The sequence below is a fragment of the Klebsiella sp. GW_Kp181 genome, from assembly GCF_040062315.1.
GTDB classification, from domain to species: domain Bacteria; phylum Pseudomonadota; class Gammaproteobacteria; order Enterobacterales; family Enterobacteriaceae; genus Klebsiella; species Klebsiella oxytoca.
In genome coordinates, this window is record NZ_JBEAFR010000088.1 from 22,950 (window position 1) to 39,924 (window position 16,975).

The following is a 16,975-nucleotide window of genomic DNA, read 5'->3' on the forward strand; positions in this document are numbered from 1 at the left end:
GCCCGGCGATTTTATCCCGACAGGCGCCTTCGTTGCCGAGGGCTGGCTTTTCGCCTCATCCCTTCAGCGAAGCTTGCTCGCTTCAGTCGCCATTTTTGTACACAAATTAATCAAATGGCACCTTTCTTGCCTTTTATCTACGTTCCCCGACCGCAGCATTCGTCGGCCAATGTAGATAAAAAGGACAGGAAAATGGCGCAAATGAATGAAAACATCGCGACCGCACCGGTCTCTCCCCTACGCGATTTTTTCGCGAAACCACGTATCATCGCCAGGCCCGGTTTTAACCGCTGGCTGGTGCCACCGGCCGCACTGGCCGTTCATCTCTGCATAGGTATGGCCTATGGGTTTTCCGTTTACTGGCTGCCTATGTCGCAGCTCATAGGAGGAAGCGAGTCCCTTCAATGCCCCGTCAATATGTCGTTCTGGCAGCAGCTGTTTACCCGCGATTGCGACTGGAAAATCTCCATGCTCGGCTGGACCTACACGCTGTTTTTTGTTTTTCTCGGCTGTTCGGCGGCGCTGTGGGGCAGCTGGCTTGAGAAGGTTGGACCGCGGCTGGTGAGCTTTATTGCCACCTTATGCTGGTGCGGCGGCCTGCTGCTATCCAGCGTCGCCATCTATTTCCATCAGCTATGGTTGCTGTGGCTGGGGGCCGGGGTCATCGGCGGAATCGGTCTCGGACTGGGCTATATTTCACCGGTTTCGACGCTGTTGCGCTGGTTCCCTGACAAGCGCGGAATGGCGGCCGGGATGGCGATCATGGGTTTTGGCGGGGGAGCGCTGGTGGGGGCGCCGCTGGCAAATGGTCTGATGAATTACTTCGCCGGTCCGACCGGCAACGGGGTATGGCAAAGCATTCTGGCGCTGGCGGCGATTTATGCGCTATTTATGCTTGCCGGTACCTTTGGCTATCGCCTGCCGCCCATGGGCTGGCACCCTTCGGGCGAGAAGGCGCAAAAAACGATCCGCAATAATCCCACGATCCAGGTGCACGTCCGCGTCGCCTGCCGTACCCCACAGTTCTGGCTGCTGTGGATGGTGCTATGGCTCAACGTCACCGCGGGGATCGGTATTCTCGGTATGGCTTCGCCGATGCTGCAGGAGATCTTTGCCGGCAAACTGCTGTCGCTCGATCTCAGCTGGCATGAGCTGAACGGCGAGCAGCTGAAACGCATTGCTACCATGGCCGCAGGATTTACCGGCCTGCTCAGCCTGTTTAACATCCTGGGACGGTTTTTCTGGGCATCGGTATCCGATCTGTGCGGGCGAAAAATGACCTTTGCGATCATTTTCTGCCTGGGCGCCGTGCTGTACGGGACGTTGCCGCTGGTGAATCACGGCGGCTATATCGCGCTTTATGTCTGCGCGATGTGCATTATCATTTCGATGTACGGCGGAGGTTTTGCCAGTATTCCCGCCTATCTGGCTGATGTCTTTGGCTCACAAATGGTGGGCGCGATTCATGGACGCTTGTTAACCGCCTGGTCGGCGGCGGGGATCAGCGGCCCGGTTCTGGTGAACTATCTGCGCGAGTATCAGCTGACGCACGGGGTCCCGCCCGAGCGCGTCTACGATATAACGCTGATGGTCCTGACCGGCCTGCTGGTGTTGGGTTTTATCTGTAATCAGCTGGTGCGTCCGCTGACGGAAGAGCATGCGATGACCGCGGAACAGCAGCAGCAGGCGAAAGGTCTGTATACCATCAATAAGGATGCTCAGCTCACGTGGGAGGCCCGCCCGTCCACGCTGCTGTTAACCGTAAGCTGGTTAGCGGTGAGCGTGCCGCTTTTATGGGGCGTCGGCACCACCCTCCAGCAGGCCGTGAAGTTCTTTATGTAAAGTCTTGCCGCCGATGCCGGGCGGCATCGGCCAGACGAGAGAAAGCGCACTTTGCCGCACGTAACATAGTCAGCATCCATCGATAAAGTTATTCTAACGACTCAGGTGAATAGACTAACTGCCTATCAGGGAAGAAGACTGTCAGGCGAACTTTTACCGGTCGACTGCAGCTTTCAATGAATCTTCAGGAGAATCGATTGATGGTAAATATTTATATTGCGAGTCCTTTTTTCAGCGACGACCAGGTTGATCGCGTCCAGCGCGTCGAACAGGCGCTGACCGTCAATAAAACGGTAGATAAATTTTTCTCACCGCGCCTGGCCGATGCGGAGAATCTGGAATACGGCACTTTACCCTGGCGCGATTTCATCTTTAAGAACGATATCAAGCATCTTGACGAAGCCACGGTGGTGGTTGCCGTTGTTGATTTCTTTGACGATCACGTCGATAGCGATACGGCGTACGAAATCGGCTATGCCCACGCGTTTAAAAAGCCGTTGATTATCGTTCAGGAAAAAGGGAATAAGCTTAACCTGATGATTTCAGAAAGTCTGACTTACTATACCCAAAGCGCTGAAGAGCTGGCGACTTACGACTTTACTCAACTGAAAAAGAATATCTTTACCGGCGACGTTTTCTGATACCACGCGGTCGTCTGAGCGACCGCTTTTTTCCCTCGCCAGGGGAGTATTCATAGTCTTACCGGCGGTGCGACTCAATATGCGCAACGATCCGCTCTACCGCCTCTTCGGCGCTCAGTACTGAGGTATCCAGCACCAGGCTGGCAGAATGCCAGGGTTCGTAATCACGGGTGATGACCTTTTGCCAGTCCGGCAGGATATGGCCGCGAATGTCCGCTGCGCGGTTTTCCACGCGATCCCGATGCTGCGTTTGGTCGGAGCAGGTCACTTCTATCTCCAGATAAGGCGCGGCATTCTCGGTCGCGACCTCTCTCCAGGCCTGGCGGGTAATGGCGATGGGATTCACCGCATCGGCAATCACCACGTTGCCCAGCCTGAGGTTATCCGCAGCAATGGCGTAGGCCGCCAGATATCCGGCCGGTCCTATATCGTGCCGGGTGACGGTTTCGGCGCGGATCAGCGCCTGCTCAATCGAATCGATTCGTAACCAGACGGCCCCCAGCCTGGCGGCCAGCAGGCGAGCAATGGTTGATTTCCCGGTACCGGGCAGGCCGCCAAAGATCAGTAACATAGATATCCCGTTATTCAAGAGCCTTTAATGAATGACAACTTCCGCACGTTGATGACAATAGAGCGCCGATTGCCTCACGTCCAGCGCTGATGCGCGCACGTGGTATAAGGCCAAAAAACCACACAAAAAACATGATTATTTTATCTCCGTTTAGGGTCGGTTGAGTTGGTTTACAGATACTAAGATGCAGGATGGCAGATTCCCCGGAGCCCGCATGAATACCCCGCCACGGCGTTTAATCCAGTACGGCAGCGTCATGTTGTTTCCGCTGGCGATGATTATTTATGATTTTTCGGCTTACCTGACCACGGATCTTATTCAGCCAGGCATTATTCATATCATCAACGAGCTTCAGGCTGATGTCACCCTTGCTCCGGCATCGGTCAGCCTGTATATGGCTGGAGGCCTGGCGCTGCAGTGGCTGCTGGGCCCTCTGTCAGATCGTATCGGCCGCCGCCCCGTTCTGCTCACCGGCGCCCTGGTTTTTGCTCTCTCCTGCCTGAGCATGCTGTTTGTCGCTTCGATCGCGCAATACTTCGTCGCCCGCTTTATCCAGGGAACCAGCATCTGTTTTATCTCGACCGTGGGCTATGTGTCGATTCAGGAAGCGTTTGGGGAAACCGATTCAATCAGAATCATGGCTGCGCTGACCTCTATCGTCCTGCTTGCGCCGGTTATCGGACCGCTGGCCGGCGCGGCGCTAATGACGGTGATGCACTGGAAACTGCTGTTTGCCATTATTGGCGCGCTGGGCCTGGTGGCCTGGGCCCTGCTGCTTTTTAAGATGCCGGAAACCGTTATCTCTCAGGGGCGGGGATTTAAACCGGGGGAAGTGCTGGCTGATTTCATCGCGGCGTTTCGTCATCCCGTGGTGCTGACAGGTTCGCTGGCGGTGGCCTTTGGCAATGTGCCGATGATCACCTGGGTGGCGCTCTCTCCGGTGATTCTGATTGAGCACGGCGGCATGTCTCCCGCGGCATATGCCTGGACTCAGGTGCCGGTGTTCAGTGGGCTGATTATCGCCAGCGCGATCGTGGCGAACGTGGTAAAAGACCCCACTTCGCCGCGCTTTATCTGGCGTACCGTTCCGATACAGCTGACCGGCCTGCTGATCCTGCTGGCCGGTAATCTTATGTGGCCGCATGTCTGGTTCTGGTCGGTGCTGGGTACCAGCATTTATGCGCTGGGGATTGGGCTACTTTACCCGGTGCTGTTCCGCTTCACGCTCTTTTCCCATCATCTGCCAAAAGGCACCGTGTCCGCCACGCTGAATATTCTGGCCCTGAGCGCGTTTGCCGCTTCCATTGAGGCAACCCGTTGGATCTACTTCCATGCCGGTGGCAGAATCGCCTTCCACTGCGCGGCGCTGATGGCCGGTCTCGCCGTGGTAATACTGGTTTCCCGGCTGCTGAAACTGCGTAAGCGGCATCAGGAGGCATCAACAGATAATCGTCACCTCCATGACAACGTTTAGAGATAGCCCTCTCTCATCAGTGGTGGTGGCATTCATGTCCAGAGCAACGAAGACCCCGCAGGGCGGCGGTGCAACTTCGCTCCTCTAAGTTTCTCTTATACAATTTATAAATTAAGTCTCGATCCGCTCATGACTCACTCCGGTACACTGTCAACCAGAGTTAACGGAGCGATACGATGCACATTATTCATGCTGAAGAACAGCACATTACCGCGATACGCAATATTTATGCTCACCATGTTCTGCAAGGTACAGGTAGCTTTGAAACCGAACCTCCGGATACGCAGGAGATGCTGAACCGACTGAGTCGCGTTCAGTCTCATGGGTTTCCATGGTATATCGCCCTCAAGGGCGATACGGTCATCGGCTACTGTTATCTTTCTCGTTACCGCGAACGCCATGCCTACCGGTTTACGGTTGAAAACTCGATATACATTGATCCGCGTTATCAGCGACAGGGCATCGGAAAAGCGCTGCTCGATCGAGCCGTCACCTGGGCACAGTCCCAGGGATATCGTCAGATGATTGCGGTTGTGGGTGACAGCGCTAATGTGGCTTCCATTGCGCTGCATGTCCGCGCAGGATTTACTGAAATAGGCACTCTGAAAGATATTGGTTTCAAACATGGCCGCTGGCTGGACACGGTTTTCCTGCAGCGCATTCTGGGTGAAGGGAACAGTACTCAGCCAGAAGATTCAGACCTTACGCTCTGAGGCAGGAATAAGGGGGCATTCACCCCCTTGATATTTATTTCAGCCGTTTACCCGCGTCATCAACGACTTTCTCGCCATCTTCCTTAGCGAAAGCGCCTTGCTGGGCATCGGGAAGAATATCCAGAACAACTTCAGAAGGACGGCACAGACGCGTTCCCAACGGTGTCACCACAATCGGGCGGTTAATCAGGATCGGATGCTGCAGCATAAAGTCGATTAACCGATCGTCAGTAAATCTATCTTCTGCGAGGCCCAGTTCTTCATAAGGCTCAACATTTTTACGCAGCAGCGCCCGCACCGCGATCCCCATGTCGGCAATGAGTTTGACCAATTCATCGCGTGACGGTGGATTTTCAAGGTAATGAATAACGGTGGGTTCAGTACCGCTATTGCGGATCATCTCCAGCGTATTACGCGAGGTGCCGCAGGCCGGGTTGTGATAAATGGTGATGTTGCTCATAGATAGCAGTATCTCATGACAAAGTGAAAGAGAGACGTAGCGCCAGCGCGGCCAGCGTGACAAACAGCACAGGCAGAGTCATAACGATCCCGGTGCGGAAATAGTAGCCCCAGGTGATGGTCATATTCTTCTGTGAAAGTACGTGCAGCCAGAGCAGCGTTGCCAGGCTACCGATCGGCGTAATTTTCGGACCCAGATCGCAGCCAATCACGTTGGCGTAGATCATTGCCTCTTTAATAACGCCGGTTGCGGTGCTTCCATCGATAGAGAGCGCACCAACCAGCACGGAAGGCATGTTGTTCATGATCGAAGACAGGAAAGCCATCAGGAAGCCAGTACCCAGCGTCGCGGCCCAGAGTCCTTTATCCGCCAGTACGTTTAGCCCCCCTGAAAGGTATTCGGTTAGCCCGGCGTTGCGCAGACCGTAGACCACCAGGTACATCCCCAGTGAGAAGATGACGATCTGCCAGGGTGCGCCACGCAGCACTTTACCGGTGTTAATGGCATGACCTCGTTTCGCCACGGTAAACAGTATTACCGCCCCAACTGCCGCAATTGCGCTAACGGGAATCCCGAGAGGCTCGAGGACGAAAAAACCGACCAGCAGAAGAATCAAAACAATCCAGCCGGTGCGGAACGTAGCCGGATCTTTTACTGCTTTTTCAGGTGCCTTCAGGAGAGCCAGATCGTAAGTCGGCGGGATATCTTTGCGGAAGAACAGATGCAGCATCACCAGCGTGGCGATAATAGCAGCAATATCCACCGGCACCATCACCGAGGCATATTCGGTGAATCCCAGACTAAAGAAATCTGCCGATACGATGTTCACCAGATTAGACACAATAAGCGGCAGGCTGGCCGTATCGGCAATAAATCCGGCAGCCATCACGAAGGCCAGCGTCGTCCCCTTGCTGAATCCTAATGCCAGCAACATGGCGATGACAATGGGAGTCAGAATCAGTGCCGCACCATCGTTAGCAAACAGCGCCGCCACCGCAGCGCCGAGCAGAACGATCCAGGTAAACAGCAAACGGCCACGACCGTTTCCCCAACGAGAGACATGCAGCGCCGCCCATTCAAAAAAGCCGGACTCGTCGAGCAACAGGCTGATAATAATCACCGCAATAAAGGTCGCCGTCGCGTTCCAGACGATATTCCACACCACCGGAATATCCCCCACATGCACAACGCCAGATATCAAAGCCAGTACTGCGCCAAGCGTCGCGCTCCAGCCGATGCCCAGCCCCTTCGGCTGCCAGATAACCAGAATAATGGTCAGGATAAAAATAGCACCTGCCAGTAGCATACCCCCTCCCTGAAAATCACATTTGAAAAAACATATATGTTACGGCAAATTTTAAAGACAAACCGCTTTACCGCTTCCTGAACAGTTTGCTGATGCCAGCTTGCGGGCGATGACCTGTACTATCTCTCGCTGGCTTAACCAGGCCTGTTCAATGACCTGTGCTGCCCATACAGGCATATGCGGTGATAAACGATAGTGCACCCACTTCCCCTGCTTGCGATCCAACAACAGTCCGCTTGCCCGAAGCATTGCCAGATGGCGGGAGATCTTGGGCTGCGACTGATCCAGCGCCGTGCAGAGATCGCACACGCACAGTTCCCCCATCTCCTTAAGTATCAGCACAATACCCAGACGGGTTTCATCGGACAGATTTTTGAAAAGCTGTAAGGGTGTTAATGACATCATTCCTCCCGATCGTTGACGGACAGGATACTCCACGGAAACGCAATATCAATATTGAATATGAAAAATCATATATGTTTAAAAAAGAAACCGCTACGCCTGGCGGATGAATCAACTCAAGTGATGCCCGGGTCAATCCTGGTCAATATTAAACCACAGCCGTCACGCTTATGCAGCCGGCGTGAGGAAGGGATGCGCGACGGAAACATCCGTTACTGCGGCGCGGGGAGGGATGGGGTAAAAAAACAGGGTTCAACTCTCTTTCGCCATAATGGTTGCGGTATAGGTTCGCCAGTTTCCGGAGTCATTGATCACCGCATAGTTTACCGTCGTTCCCACGGCCGGTGCCTGAGAGAGCACCACATCCCGCCGCTCATACGGCGCGAGCATGATGGAACCGATCCTGATTCCTTTTGTTGCCGTTACTGTCAGGCTCATATACCACGGCGTTGGGTTGGTTATCGTGATGCCCTGCGAAGCGATGCTGAAGCGCAGTTTCTGTTCATCATTGGCGGTGGGCGCCTTTAAGCCGGTCGGACGAATAAATACCTTCAACCGCAGCCGTAGGGGTAACACTAGCTTGCGGGTAGCGCTTTTCGTCGCGCTCAGTTCGGGCGGTATCTGGTAAATGTTGAGCCAGAATAGGCTCTCCCGATCCTCTGGCAGACTGCGCCGCGAGCTCAGCATCACGCGAAGTGTTCTCAACTCATCCGGCTGCATTTTAAAGACGGGCGGCAATACCACCAGCGGCGTACGGCTACTATCGGGTGAAGAGGCGGTCTCTCCGGCATCGGTCCAGACTTGTAACAGCATTGGCGTTACGCTGTCGTTTGCGAGCGTCAGCGACTGGGCAATATCGTTAGCGGCGAATACGAGCCGGGTTCGGTCAACGTTAACCGCAGCAAACGACGCGGAATTGACGCCTGCCAGTAACAGCAGCGCTAACGCCGCCTTACTGAAAACTAACCACTGCCTGTAACTGCGCATCCACGCTCCCTACCGTTACCGGTTGTCCACCGAGCGCCTCAAGGGAGGCAGTAAAATCACCATGCCAGACCTCTACCGAACCGCGGTCTTTTTTGCTCGTTAGTACGGTGAGCTCTTTATATCCATACCAGCCACGGGCGTTGCCCGTCCCGGTACTCACTTTGTCCGGCAAAAGGTTAAGCGGCGCACCGCCCTCATCGTAAATCCGTATTCCTACTCCGGAAGCCACGCCCTGTCCGCCATAATGCGTGTCCATTAGCCAGGTCAATCCACCGCCGGTGGTCGTCAGGCCAAGGCGGCGCGCGGCGGCCACGGCGCCAGGCTGATTGACTAAAAAACCCATGGCTACGTTAGCGACACTAGTGGTGGGATGAGTCGAGGACATCGCGCCAGCTTCGCACTCCAGCGTTATGCTGAAAGGCGCTTCGCTGCTTTCGCCAGAAGAGAGCGCCTCCGCTGTAATGGTAGGAAGCAGCACCGTCGCGGGATAATCTTCAATGGAGCAGGCCGCGCCGCGAATATAGGTGACCTGATTGTAGCTACTCCACGCACCGGGCCAGGATTCGGGCCAACCATAATAACTTGAAGCATGATCCATACCGGGTTGAATAGCGGAGGTCAGTAAGCCAGGCCCCTTGAATGCGATATAACCGCGCGGCTGGTTATAGGTGTCTTTGTTAATTCTGTCGTTAAAAATATATTGATCCGAGGCGGCGATTTTAAGCATCTCATACAGGACATTACTAAATGCGCCTGCGGGAATATAAATTGCGCGATCGTCCTGAAACCAACTATCCGCAGTGAGCTGGCGCTGCTTCCAGAAGCGGCTATAGTATTCGCCGGTACTCAGATTCGTCATGCGTACCGCGACGTTACGTTCCGCGTCATAGTAGGCTCCCTCCACTTCTTTCGCCCGACGCCCGCCAACAAAGTAGTTATCGCCGTTGGTTGAATACAGTTCATACAGCTTCCCGGCGTCCTGCAAATCACAGCGGTAAAGCACCTGCTTTGCCGTATAGGGCGTCTGAACGCCTGCAGTGAGGAAATTACCCACCGTACTGGCAAGCACGGTGCCGGAAGGCTGGAACTTATTATTCGCGCTAACGCTAATGACTGACGGCAGACCAAGATGACCGATATTGTCATCAAAGGCGCCGCGCCAGAAGCGCGCGGTATAGCCTGCTTTAATCGCCGCCTCCGAAAGGAAACTATTATCCGTCACTTTAACGCAGTTAGCCCAGGACGCGGTGCTGAAAAGCAGGGTAGCAGCAAGTAGCAGCGTTTGGCGAAGATAACACATGAGACTATTCCCTCTCGCAGGTCGTTGTAAGATAAATCACGTTTTCAGGCGAATGTAGATCGAACTGGTAGGGCACATGGCAACGTCGATCGGTCCCTTTTCCCCAACGCACCAGCAATGAGCCTGAGGGAGTGCTGATACGGGCATAAACCTGCCCACCCTGCCCGACCATCCCAATGACGGCCCCTTCGCTGTTAATGACCTCGGCCCCCATCGGCGGGATGCCGCCATCCGCCATTTTCACCGCGATAAGCACCGCTTTGCCGGTAATCGTGGAGAAGTTCACCCGCGCGATCGCGCCGGCATAGGGAACAACTTGTTGGCTTCCCCCCGTCAGTTCAGCATCGCTGCGCATCTGGCGAGTATCGAGTGAGACGTTGTTGCGACGATACGGAGATAGCGCAGGTAAAATGGCGTAACCGAAACTGTCGATTACCGCCCCCTGACCGTTCTGGACGACTGCGCCCTGCGCGCCATCGGCGTGAATTAATGCAAAGGTGTCGCTGGCGTAAGGACCGAGCGTCACGCCACCGGAATGCAGCACCAGGGTCCCGGAGGAGCCCAGCGCCACCTGCCGATAGTCCTTTCCCTGGTCGTAGCCCGCACGCAGCGCGCCAAAACGGGTGTTTTGCTGGAGATTACCGCCGAAAGTCGTCGATGCCCCTTCGTCCCCATTGCGATAGCGCTCATAGCCGCCATAAACAGACCAGGAGAGTTCGCTCTGCTCGCCACGGGTCCCGGTCATCGACAGGGTTGAAGAGTGATTCGCGCGCGACTGGTTATAGTTCATCGCTACGGATGTCGGGCTATCGCCCCAGTCAAATGGAATGGAGAGAGTAAAAGACAGCGTCGTCTCGGTATATTTTTGCCGCTGGCTCAGATCCTGCGGTTCGTTAACGCTGCGGTAGAAGCGGCCATAGTCCCAGGTGGAACGCTGCCTGGCGAGGTTAAATCCATAACTCATTTTTCGCCACTGGTTGCTGTAGCCGAGCTGCAGCTGCGTGATCCGCGACTGATTATTGTAGTAATCGGCGGTACTGGCGCTGAGATTGAGCGTACCTGAATGGCCTAAGGGCTGGCTGACGGTCGCCGAAAGGCGTTGACGTTGATGCAGCGTGTCGGAGTAGTAATCAATGCCGTTTTGCGCCTGTCGGCGTACGCCAAATACATCTTCCAAATCGCGGAATCCACCGGTTGAGTAGCGATAGGCCGCCAGCACCAGATTAGTGCCTGTGGAAAAGGTCTTGCTATAGCTCAGCTCCGCTCGCCAGCCCTGCTGACGGTCATTATGCTCCACTCGCGCACCAGACCAGGTGGCGTTCATGCCGAATGCGCCAAGGCGGGTCGCCCATACGCCGCCGATCAGCCAGGCCTGATAATCATGCGCCAACCGCGATCCGAGGTTAAGAGTGAGATTATTATTTACCCCGTGCTGCAGCGTCCCCTCAAGGAAGCGGTTGTCGATGCGGTAGTACTGGCGGACCTTGCCAACAGCAAAAGAGTAGTGCCAGTTGCCTGGTCGCACCGAGTCGGGAACCGCAGAATAGGGCACGGTAAAGCGCGATACTTTTCCGTTAGCCTCAATCACTTCAACCTGCAAATCACCCTGATAGCGGGTGTTGTAAAGATCGTCAATAGCGAACGGTCCGGGCGGAACATGGGTTTCATAGATAACTTTGCCCAGCTGTTTGACGACCACCCGCGCGCTGCTTGCCGCCACGCCGCGTACCTCTGGCGCATAGCCGCGTTTGCCCTGCGGCCACATGCGCTCATCCGTGGCGAGTTTCATACCATTAAACGACAGGCTGCCGAATAAACTGGAGTCAGTGTAGTTATCGCCAAACGTCAGGATGCTGTCGATTGCGGCGAGTGGTCGCTGCACCCAACTGCGTACGCGATTGTAATGCCAGTCGCTACCGCTCTGGTTGCTGTCGGCATAGCGCAGGTTACCCTGATGGCGGAGCTGCCACAGTCCAATGTTGCTGCCAGCGTTGATCCCGCTCCACAAATACTGGTAGCGGAAGTGCTGGCGGGTGTTGTCCGTGTGGGTCCAGTTGGTGTTATGGCGTAAAAACAGAGCCAGCGCGCCGCTGTCCCACTGCGAAGGCGGAAGATAGCCGCGCGGCCTGTGTATCAGCTCGCTCATCGGCAGCGTAAGCCGGAGCTGTAGCATCGCGCTATCAAATTGCCATTCGCCCTGGGATACCCATTCCCTGAGCGGACGACAGCTATTTTGAGGCGCTTTGTCCGGGAGCGATTTTACCCGAGCGGCCTGCATCAGCGATAACGGAAGGCTGGGCTCCGTGCGTTGTTCGCCATTAGCTGGAGTAAAGCGGATCTTTACGCCGGATTTTAGCAGCGAGCCATTGACCATAACGTCAACCAGATACTCTCCGGCGGGCGTATCGGGTCCGTTAACGCTCGCCATACCTTGCCCGTAAGCCGTCCCCTGCAGCAGAGAAGGATCAAAATAGTATTCTTCGCCAAAAGCCTGACCGGAGCAGGCTACGGCTAAGAAAACGAAGATATTTTTGCGACAGAATTTAACCTTCGGCGACATGATAACGCTCGCTTATCCTTGCACCCTGGTCGTTAACCAACGTCACGGTGACGGTACCGTTAAGCGAGTTGGCGCTGAATTTTCCAGGTATCCAGAAAGTACGGCTGGAGAAAGGTGGAACCATTTCGACATTAAGCTGACGTGATACGCCGCTTGCCGTCACGCTCAGGTTGCTGAGGGATGCATACCAGGGCTGCGGGTTGCTGATAACAATACCGGCACCTTTTCGGGCATTACGCACTACGGTAACGTGCAGCTTTTTAGCCAGATTGCCCGGTGAACCAATCCCTTCCGGCCTGTAAAAAAGTTTGATCCGCGTCCGTAACATCACCAGCACTTTATTCTGCTGACGGCCGCCGATATTGGCCGGCGGTACCTGCAATGCATTGAACCAGAAGACAGATTCACGATCGGGCGGCAGCGCTTTACGCTGGCTATACACCACGCGCACCACCTGGCCTGCTTTTGGCTGGATACGAAATACCGGCGGCGTCGAGATAAAAGGAATGCCACTCGCGTTCTCTGGCCCAATACGCATATCGCCATCGTCAAACCAGGTTTGTACGACATAGGGAAAGTCATCGTTATTTTTTAGCTGTACATCGACAGAGGGTACGGTCGACGGGTAGATAATCCGACTGCCTACAATGGTGACGCTGGCCCATGCCGCGGCAGCGGGAAGAAACAGGAGTAGCAGCGCCATCAGATAGCGCAGCCCTGAACGGGTAGCATCCTTTTTCATTGCAACAACTCCATTGCTATCAAAAGGGTCCGACGACAAGCACCGGACCAGGAAGCGTTTTTACAGGTAGGAAACGGCGTACTGGAGAGTGGCTTCGACCGTACCAGCCGATGCCGCGCCGTTGGCGTAATACTGCGCGGTATAAGTGGCGCTGGCTTCCGTCTCTCCCGGCTTCAGCTGCAGATCGCCTTCACCTTTGAAACCGTTGGTCAGATTGATAACTTTCTCAGCCGTATCGAGAATCTGGACTTCTACGTTGGCGGCGTCCCCGGTATTTCCAAGATTACCGTTGCTGGTCACCTGGTTACCGACAAAACGGTAGAGATTTTGGTCGGTTTATCGGCATTACCCGTACAGCCGGTGAGACCAATATCGAATGTCACCTGACCTGCGGTATCGCCGCCTTTCGCCAGTTCTTTGGCACTCACCGTCGGCAGAATAACTACCGGTTTTGCCTGATTACCGTTAATGGCTACAGAACAGGTTTCATCGGAAACTTCACCACGAAAGGTAATGGTATTATTGGACATCGCAAATGTACTGGTAGAAATAAAAAGTGAGGCTGTAAGCAAAGCCAGTGTCGTTTTCTTGAACATGGTCGTTTATTCCTTTATTGCTGTTTGTTTTCAACTAACGCTACTCGCTCTGCTAATAAAGCAGATAAAGCAAACGTCCTTTGGTTGAGGCCAAACAAAATAGCTTGTCGCCGGGCAAGTTTTATTGTGCGCCCCTCTGAAACAGGGCGTATAGCAACTGGCGTTATAGCCCCGCGGCGCTATCATGTTTAAGGCCAATCTTAGAAATAATTTTCGGAAAAGAGCTTCCTGACGTGCTGAATAACCCTTAAATTTTCCTTACTTACCTGGCATGCGGAAATTCATAAATTCAAATACCGGTAAGAAAAATTCACAAAAACCAAATAACCACATGATTTAAAAGGAAGTAAACTAAATAAAAAACATTTTTAGCATCAGTATGAATGTCGTCACAGAAGACTACTGATGCAAAGAGGGATGAAATCCTCCTGCCCCATGTTAATATAGCAAGCGACAGCAAAACGTATTAAAGATCGGGTTTACCATGGATGAGAAATCGTTACTAATAGCTAAAAAGGTGATATTTGATAGCGCTAAAATGACATTAACCAACGGTGATAAAATCATTAAAATTTCAGAATCGGAGACAAATTTACTCCTTGCCTTCTATCGCGGAATATATAAAAAGGAAGATATTATTAATTTTGTCTGGAAGAACCGTGCGGGTTGTGTTTCCGAATCGAGTTATTACAAGCTCATTAACCAGATGCGGAATAACTTTGTTCTTGTTGGCCTGAATGCGGCCGATATTGTTACGCGACCACGAATTGGCGTCTCGTTATCATTGGCGTTAGAACCCATCAAAAAAGAACCTACGCCACGATGCGAAAACGTCAGGGATGCAGGGTGCGAAAAAGATAGCCAACGGGCTCTCACGCCGGACGTTAAAAAGATTTCAGCCAAAATACGCCCTCTCGTCCTGACCATTACACTGTTGTTGTTAACGGGTGTTGCGATGCTATTTCAGCATGCGCCAGCGCAAAATAAACACAACAGTAGCTTCAGGATGCTCGGTAATGAGGATGACTATATCTTCTTTAAGATGGCTACCGATAAAGTGACATTTAAGGAGGTGGTTTCGGCTTATCACACCCTGACGCTGCCGCTATCTCGCCAGAACGGACATTATCTTTATTATCTCCGCGAACCGAATATGAATCTTTTTTTGCAGTGTCTGAACCCTGTTGAAACGGCGGTACCTAAATGCATTACCATCAAAGAACGCTACTAGTCATCCTGTGCGGTCTGCTCTGCGGATGTATCATGCTGGCAACGCTGGTATATCAAGGAGCCAGGCGCGACGCAGACGAAATACATAATCTTATTTGCACTGCCAAATCAACTATTTATATAAAGCCGAGAGAGCTCATACTGAACGGAACTTTAGTGCTGGATCTTAAGTCGAACCGCATTGCTATTCATTATTCCGTGCAGGATCAACGGCGAGAGCAGCGGTTATTCTTTCAGGATGTTGCAATCACCCCGCTTAACCGCACCGGCATGAAAACCTACACCTTTCGGGTTAAAGCCGTGCACAAATTTAATTCTGATACGACGGGTGAGATGTTTTCCTGGCTGCGTCTCCTGCAGCCGGCAACCGAGAATGAGCTGACGATAAATAAAATCGGTCCGAGGGCCTATCTTTTTTCACTGAACCGGCAGATCTATAATTTCTGCACCACCAGCGGCAGCGCTAAAGCATAATGAGTATTGCGACCATTGAGACAGCCGCGCATCCCTTCGTGAATGAGAGACAAAGCCAGTGAAACTAAAGCTATCTTTTGTGATTTGTTCAGTGCTTGTGCCGCTGGTCGTGATGATTATATTAGCGCTGCTGGTCAGCGTACTACAGTTTAAACAGGACGTCGCCCTGAGCGCGAATACCTTATTACGTTTCAGTAACGATGTATCAACCGCCTCATGGCGGGTCACCGCAAAAACCGTAAAAATAGCGGACAGACCCTGCGCTGAAATGCTGTCGGAGCTTAACCGAACCCGCGCCTTTACCCCTTATATCCGCGATATCGGTCTGCTGGAAAACGGCAACCTGCTCTGTTCCTTTGTTACCAGGGAGCAGGCGCACCCTTTTCCTTTGCCGCCGGGTAAAACGCTCCCGACGCCGTTACCTGCCAGATGGGTCCGTTCATTTGACTTGATGGCCGGAGGACCAGGCAGACCCGCGGTGGTTTACACGGAGCAGGTGACGGCACAAAAATCAGCGTTTGTCATCGTCGATTCTCGCTATATTCAGGAACTGATGGATGTCCTCGCAGAGGAAAGAGCCGCCGTATTCAGCCTGCGGTTTGGCGAGGGCGATAGGATTATCAGCCAACCAGCGCAGCGTGACAGAATAGTGATGACCCAACATTTCGTCACCGCCGACGGTAAGATTTCGCTTACCGTCGGCGCGCCTCTCGCGACATTGATGGCTCTGTGGATGAAATCTCTGCTTATCTTTATCCCTCTCTCGCTTTGCTTCTCATTTATGACCCTTTTTCTTTACCGGCATTGGGCCCAGAAACGGCTATCCATGGCCCGAGAAATCACCCGCGGTATGAAAAACGGGCAGTTCACGGTGCATTATCAACCTGTATTTAACGTCAGCCGCGCTCATTGCGGCGGCGTGGAGGCATTAATGCGCTGGCCCCTTCCGGATGGGAGTTTTATTACTCCCGACATTTTCATCACCGCGGCAGAAAACGAAGGGATGATCGTTCCGCTTTCGCGTCACTTATTTAAGCTCATCGCCCAGGATGTCGAACGGTGGCAGGTTGCCGGGGATTTTTATATCAGCGTAAATATTTCACCTGAACATCTGGTGCATGAGAGTTTTATTGCCGATGTTGAATCGCTACTGGCAAGCTTAGGGAAACTGCGCCTCATGCTGGAGCTCACCGAACGCAGCCTCATTGTTCAACCGGCTTTAGTGTCAGATAAGCTCATGCAGCTGCGTGAGAAAGGCGTACTGATAGCGATTGACGATTTTGGTACCGGCTACTGCTCGCTTTCTTACCTTCAGCAGCTTCCGGCTGATTATCTGAAAATCGATCGTACTTTTGTCGATACGATTGATACCAGCGGCAGCGACGTGCCCATTCTGGATACCATTATTATGCTTAGTCAAAGGCTGGGACTTAATATCGTTGCGGAAGGCGTCAGTTCAGAGCATCAGCTACGCTATATCCTCGATCATAACGTAGGTTTTATACAGGGCTATCTTTACGCAAAGCCGATGAATTCAGATGATTTTACGGTCTGGCTTGATACACGGGGCAATGAGCAAAATGAAAGGATTAAAAGTAAAAACCTTTCAATAGATCGGTAGGTGCTGAGGTAACATAATGGTTAAACCAGAACGACTCATTCTTAGCAGAAGGCCCT

At 53.2% G+C, this 16,975-nt stretch carries 15 protein-coding genes and 1 pseudogene; 7 read left to right on the plus strand and 9 right to left on the minus strand.

Going from position 1 to position 16,975, the window contains the following annotated elements; translation table 11 throughout:
• Window positions 1–192: 192 nt before the first annotated feature.
• Both ABLV11_RS27065 and ABLV11_RS27070 read left to right on the plus strand, forming a co-directional pair.
• Complete coding sequence (locus ABLV11_RS27065; RefSeq protein ID WP_047720700.1) at window positions 193–1,842, plus strand: OFA family MFS transporter; 1,650 nt, start codon at window positions 193–195, stop codon at window positions 1,840–1,842.
• A gap of 200 nt (window positions 1,843–2,042) precedes the next feature.
• Window positions 2,043–2,483, plus strand: coding sequence for a nucleoside 2-deoxyribosyltransferase (locus tag ABLV11_RS27070; protein WP_126489533.1), 441 nt, complete (start codon window positions 2,043–2,045; stop codon window positions 2,481–2,483).
• 58 nt (window positions 2,484–2,541) lie between these two features.
• Here the strand turns inward: ABLV11_RS27070 and ABLV11_RS27075 are convergent, their stop codons facing one another.
• Window positions 2,542–3,054 (minus strand): AAA family ATPase, encoded by a 513-nt coding sequence (locus ABLV11_RS27075; RefSeq protein WP_047720699.1) that lies wholly within the window; start codon window positions 3,052–3,054, stop codon window positions 2,542–2,544.
• A 214-nt stretch (window positions 3,055–3,268) separates the two neighbouring features.
• Here ABLV11_RS27075 and ABLV11_RS27080 point away from each other — a divergent pair, with 214 nt between their 5' ends.
• Together ABLV11_RS27080 and ABLV11_RS27085 are read left to right on the plus strand one after the other, a co-directional pair.
• Entirely contained in the window at window positions 3,269–4,528 is a 1,260-nt protein-coding gene (locus tag ABLV11_RS27080) for an MFS transporter (protein WP_126489534.1), read from the plus strand.
• 176 nt (window positions 4,529–4,704) lie between these two features.
• The gene (locus ABLV11_RS27085) at window positions 4,705–5,241 is read left to right on the plus strand and encodes a GNAT family N-acetyltransferase (RefSeq protein WP_049593597.1); all 537 of its coding nucleotides are present in this window, start codon (window positions 4,705–4,707) and stop codon (window positions 5,239–5,241) included.
• Window positions 5,242–5,275: 34 nt separating this feature from the next.
• On the opposite strand, the gene arsC is transcribed toward ABLV11_RS27085, so the two are convergent.
• From arsC to ABLV11_RS27125, 8 genes and pseudogenes are all read right to left on the minus strand, one after another.
• A complete protein-coding gene (gene arsC / locus ABLV11_RS27090) occupies window positions 5,276–5,701 on the minus strand; it encodes a glutaredoxin-dependent arsenate reductase (RefSeq protein ID WP_024274677.1) in 426 nt (141 codons plus the stop codon).
• Between the two features lie 13 nt (window positions 5,702–5,714).
• Entirely contained in the window at window positions 5,715–7,007 is a 1,293-nt protein-coding gene (gene arsB / locus ABLV11_RS27095) for an arsenite efflux transporter membrane subunit ArsB (RefSeq protein WP_049593599.1), read from the minus strand.
• 51 nt (window positions 7,008–7,058) lie between these two features.
• Window positions 7,059–7,409, minus strand: coding sequence for a transcriptional regulator (locus ABLV11_RS27100; protein WP_023321595.1), 351 nt, complete (start codon window positions 7,407–7,409; stop codon window positions 7,059–7,061).
• A gap of 252 nt (window positions 7,410–7,661) precedes the next feature.
• Window positions 7,662–8,396 (minus strand): fimbrial assembly chaperone, encoded by a 735-nt coding sequence (locus tag ABLV11_RS27105; protein ID WP_126489535.1) that lies wholly within the window; start codon window positions 8,394–8,396, stop codon window positions 7,662–7,664.
• Window positions 8,362–9,696 (minus strand): fimbrial usher protein StbD, encoded by a 1,335-nt coding sequence (stbD, locus tag ABLV11_RS27110; RefSeq protein WP_126489536.1) that lies wholly within the window; start codon window positions 9,694–9,696, stop codon window positions 8,362–8,364. The genes ABLV11_RS27105 and stbD overlap by 35 nt, the downstream gene beginning before the upstream one ends.
• Window positions 9,697–9,700: 4 nt before the next feature.
• A complete protein-coding gene (locus ABLV11_RS27115; protein ID WP_348856079.1) occupies window positions 9,701–12,256 on the minus strand; it encodes a fimbrial outer membrane usher protein in 2,556 nt (851 codons plus the stop codon).
• Window positions 12,240–12,998, minus strand: a complete 759-nt coding sequence (locus ABLV11_RS27120) for a fimbria/pilus periplasmic chaperone (protein WP_064358887.1) — start codon at window positions 12,996–12,998, stop codon at window positions 12,240–12,242. The genes ABLV11_RS27115 and ABLV11_RS27120 overlap by 17 nt, the downstream gene beginning before the upstream one ends.
• A 60-nt stretch (window positions 12,999–13,058) precedes the next feature.
• A pseudogene (locus tag ABLV11_RS27125) lies at window positions 13,059–13,594 on the minus strand (fimbrial protein).
• A gap of 484 nt (window positions 13,595–14,078) precedes the next feature.
• Between ABLV11_RS27125 and ABLV11_RS27130 the strand changes: the two are divergent.
• From ABLV11_RS27130 to ABLV11_RS27140, 3 genes are read left to right on the plus strand one after another with little or no spacing between them, the layout of a single operon-like run.
• The gene (locus ABLV11_RS27130) at window positions 14,079–14,825 is read left to right on the plus strand and encodes a hypothetical protein (protein WP_004105476.1); all 747 of its coding nucleotides are present in this window, start codon (window positions 14,079–14,081) and stop codon (window positions 14,823–14,825) included.
• A 32-nt stretch (window positions 14,826–14,857) separates the two neighbouring features.
• Window positions 14,858–15,298, plus strand: coding sequence for a hypothetical protein (locus tag ABLV11_RS27135; protein ID WP_023330024.1), 441 nt, complete (start codon window positions 14,858–14,860; stop codon window positions 15,296–15,298).
• Between the two features lie 58 nt (window positions 15,299–15,356).
• The gene (locus ABLV11_RS27140) at window positions 15,357–16,919 is read left to right on the plus strand and encodes an EAL domain-containing protein (protein WP_126489538.1); all 1,563 of its coding nucleotides are present in this window, start codon (window positions 15,357–15,359) and stop codon (window positions 16,917–16,919) included.
• Window positions 16,920–16,975 lie beyond the last annotated feature (56 nt).

Coding starts and splice junctions, on each gene's coding strand:
- ABLV11_RS27135 (WP_023330024.1), top strand. CDS start 14,858: ATGCTGGCAACGCTGGTATATCAAGGAGCCAGGCGCGACGCAGACGAA.
- ABLV11_RS27100 (WP_023321595.1), bottom strand. CDS start 7,409: ATGTCATTAACACCCTTACAGCTTTTCAAAAATCTGTCCGATGAAACC.
- ABLV11_RS27070 (WP_126489533.1), top strand. CDS start 2,043: ATGGTAAATATTTATATTGCGAGTCCTTTTTTCAGCGACGACCAGGTT.
- ABLV11_RS27075 (WP_047720699.1), bottom strand. CDS start 3,054: ATGTTACTGATCTTTGGCGGCCTGCCCGGTACCGGGAAATCAACCATT.
- ABLV11_RS27115 (WP_348856079.1), bottom strand. CDS start 12,256: ATGTCGCCGAAGGTTAAATTCTGTCGCAAAAATATCTTCGTTTTCTTA.
- ABLV11_RS27105 (WP_126489535.1), bottom strand. CDS start 8,396: ATGCGCAGTTACAGGCAGTGGTTAGTTTTCAGTAAGGCGGCGTTAGCG.
- stbD (WP_126489536.1), bottom strand. CDS start 9,696: ATGTGTTATCTTCGCCAAACGCTGCTACTTGCTGCTACCCTGCTTTTC.
- ABLV11_RS27130 (WP_004105476.1), top strand. CDS start 14,079: ATGGATGAGAAATCGTTACTAATAGCTAAAAAGGTGATATTTGATAGC.
- ABLV11_RS27120 (WP_064358887.1), bottom strand. CDS start 12,998: ATGAAAAAGGATGCTACCCGTTCAGGGCTGCGCTATCTGATGGCGCTG.
- ABLV11_RS27065 (WP_047720700.1), top strand. CDS start 193: ATGGCGCAAATGAATGAAAACATCGCGACCGCACCGGTCTCTCCCCTA.
- ABLV11_RS27080 (WP_126489534.1), top strand. CDS start 3,269: ATGAATACCCCGCCACGGCGTTTAATCCAGTACGGCAGCGTCATGTTG.
- arsC (WP_024274677.1), bottom strand. CDS start 5,701: ATGAGCAACATCACCATTTATCACAACCCGGCCTGCGGCACCTCGCGT.
- arsB (WP_049593599.1), bottom strand. CDS start 7,007: ATGCTACTGGCAGGTGCTATTTTTATCCTGACCATTATTCTGGTTATC.
- ABLV11_RS27085 (WP_049593597.1), top strand. CDS start 4,705: ATGCACATTATTCATGCTGAAGAACAGCACATTACCGCGATACGCAAT.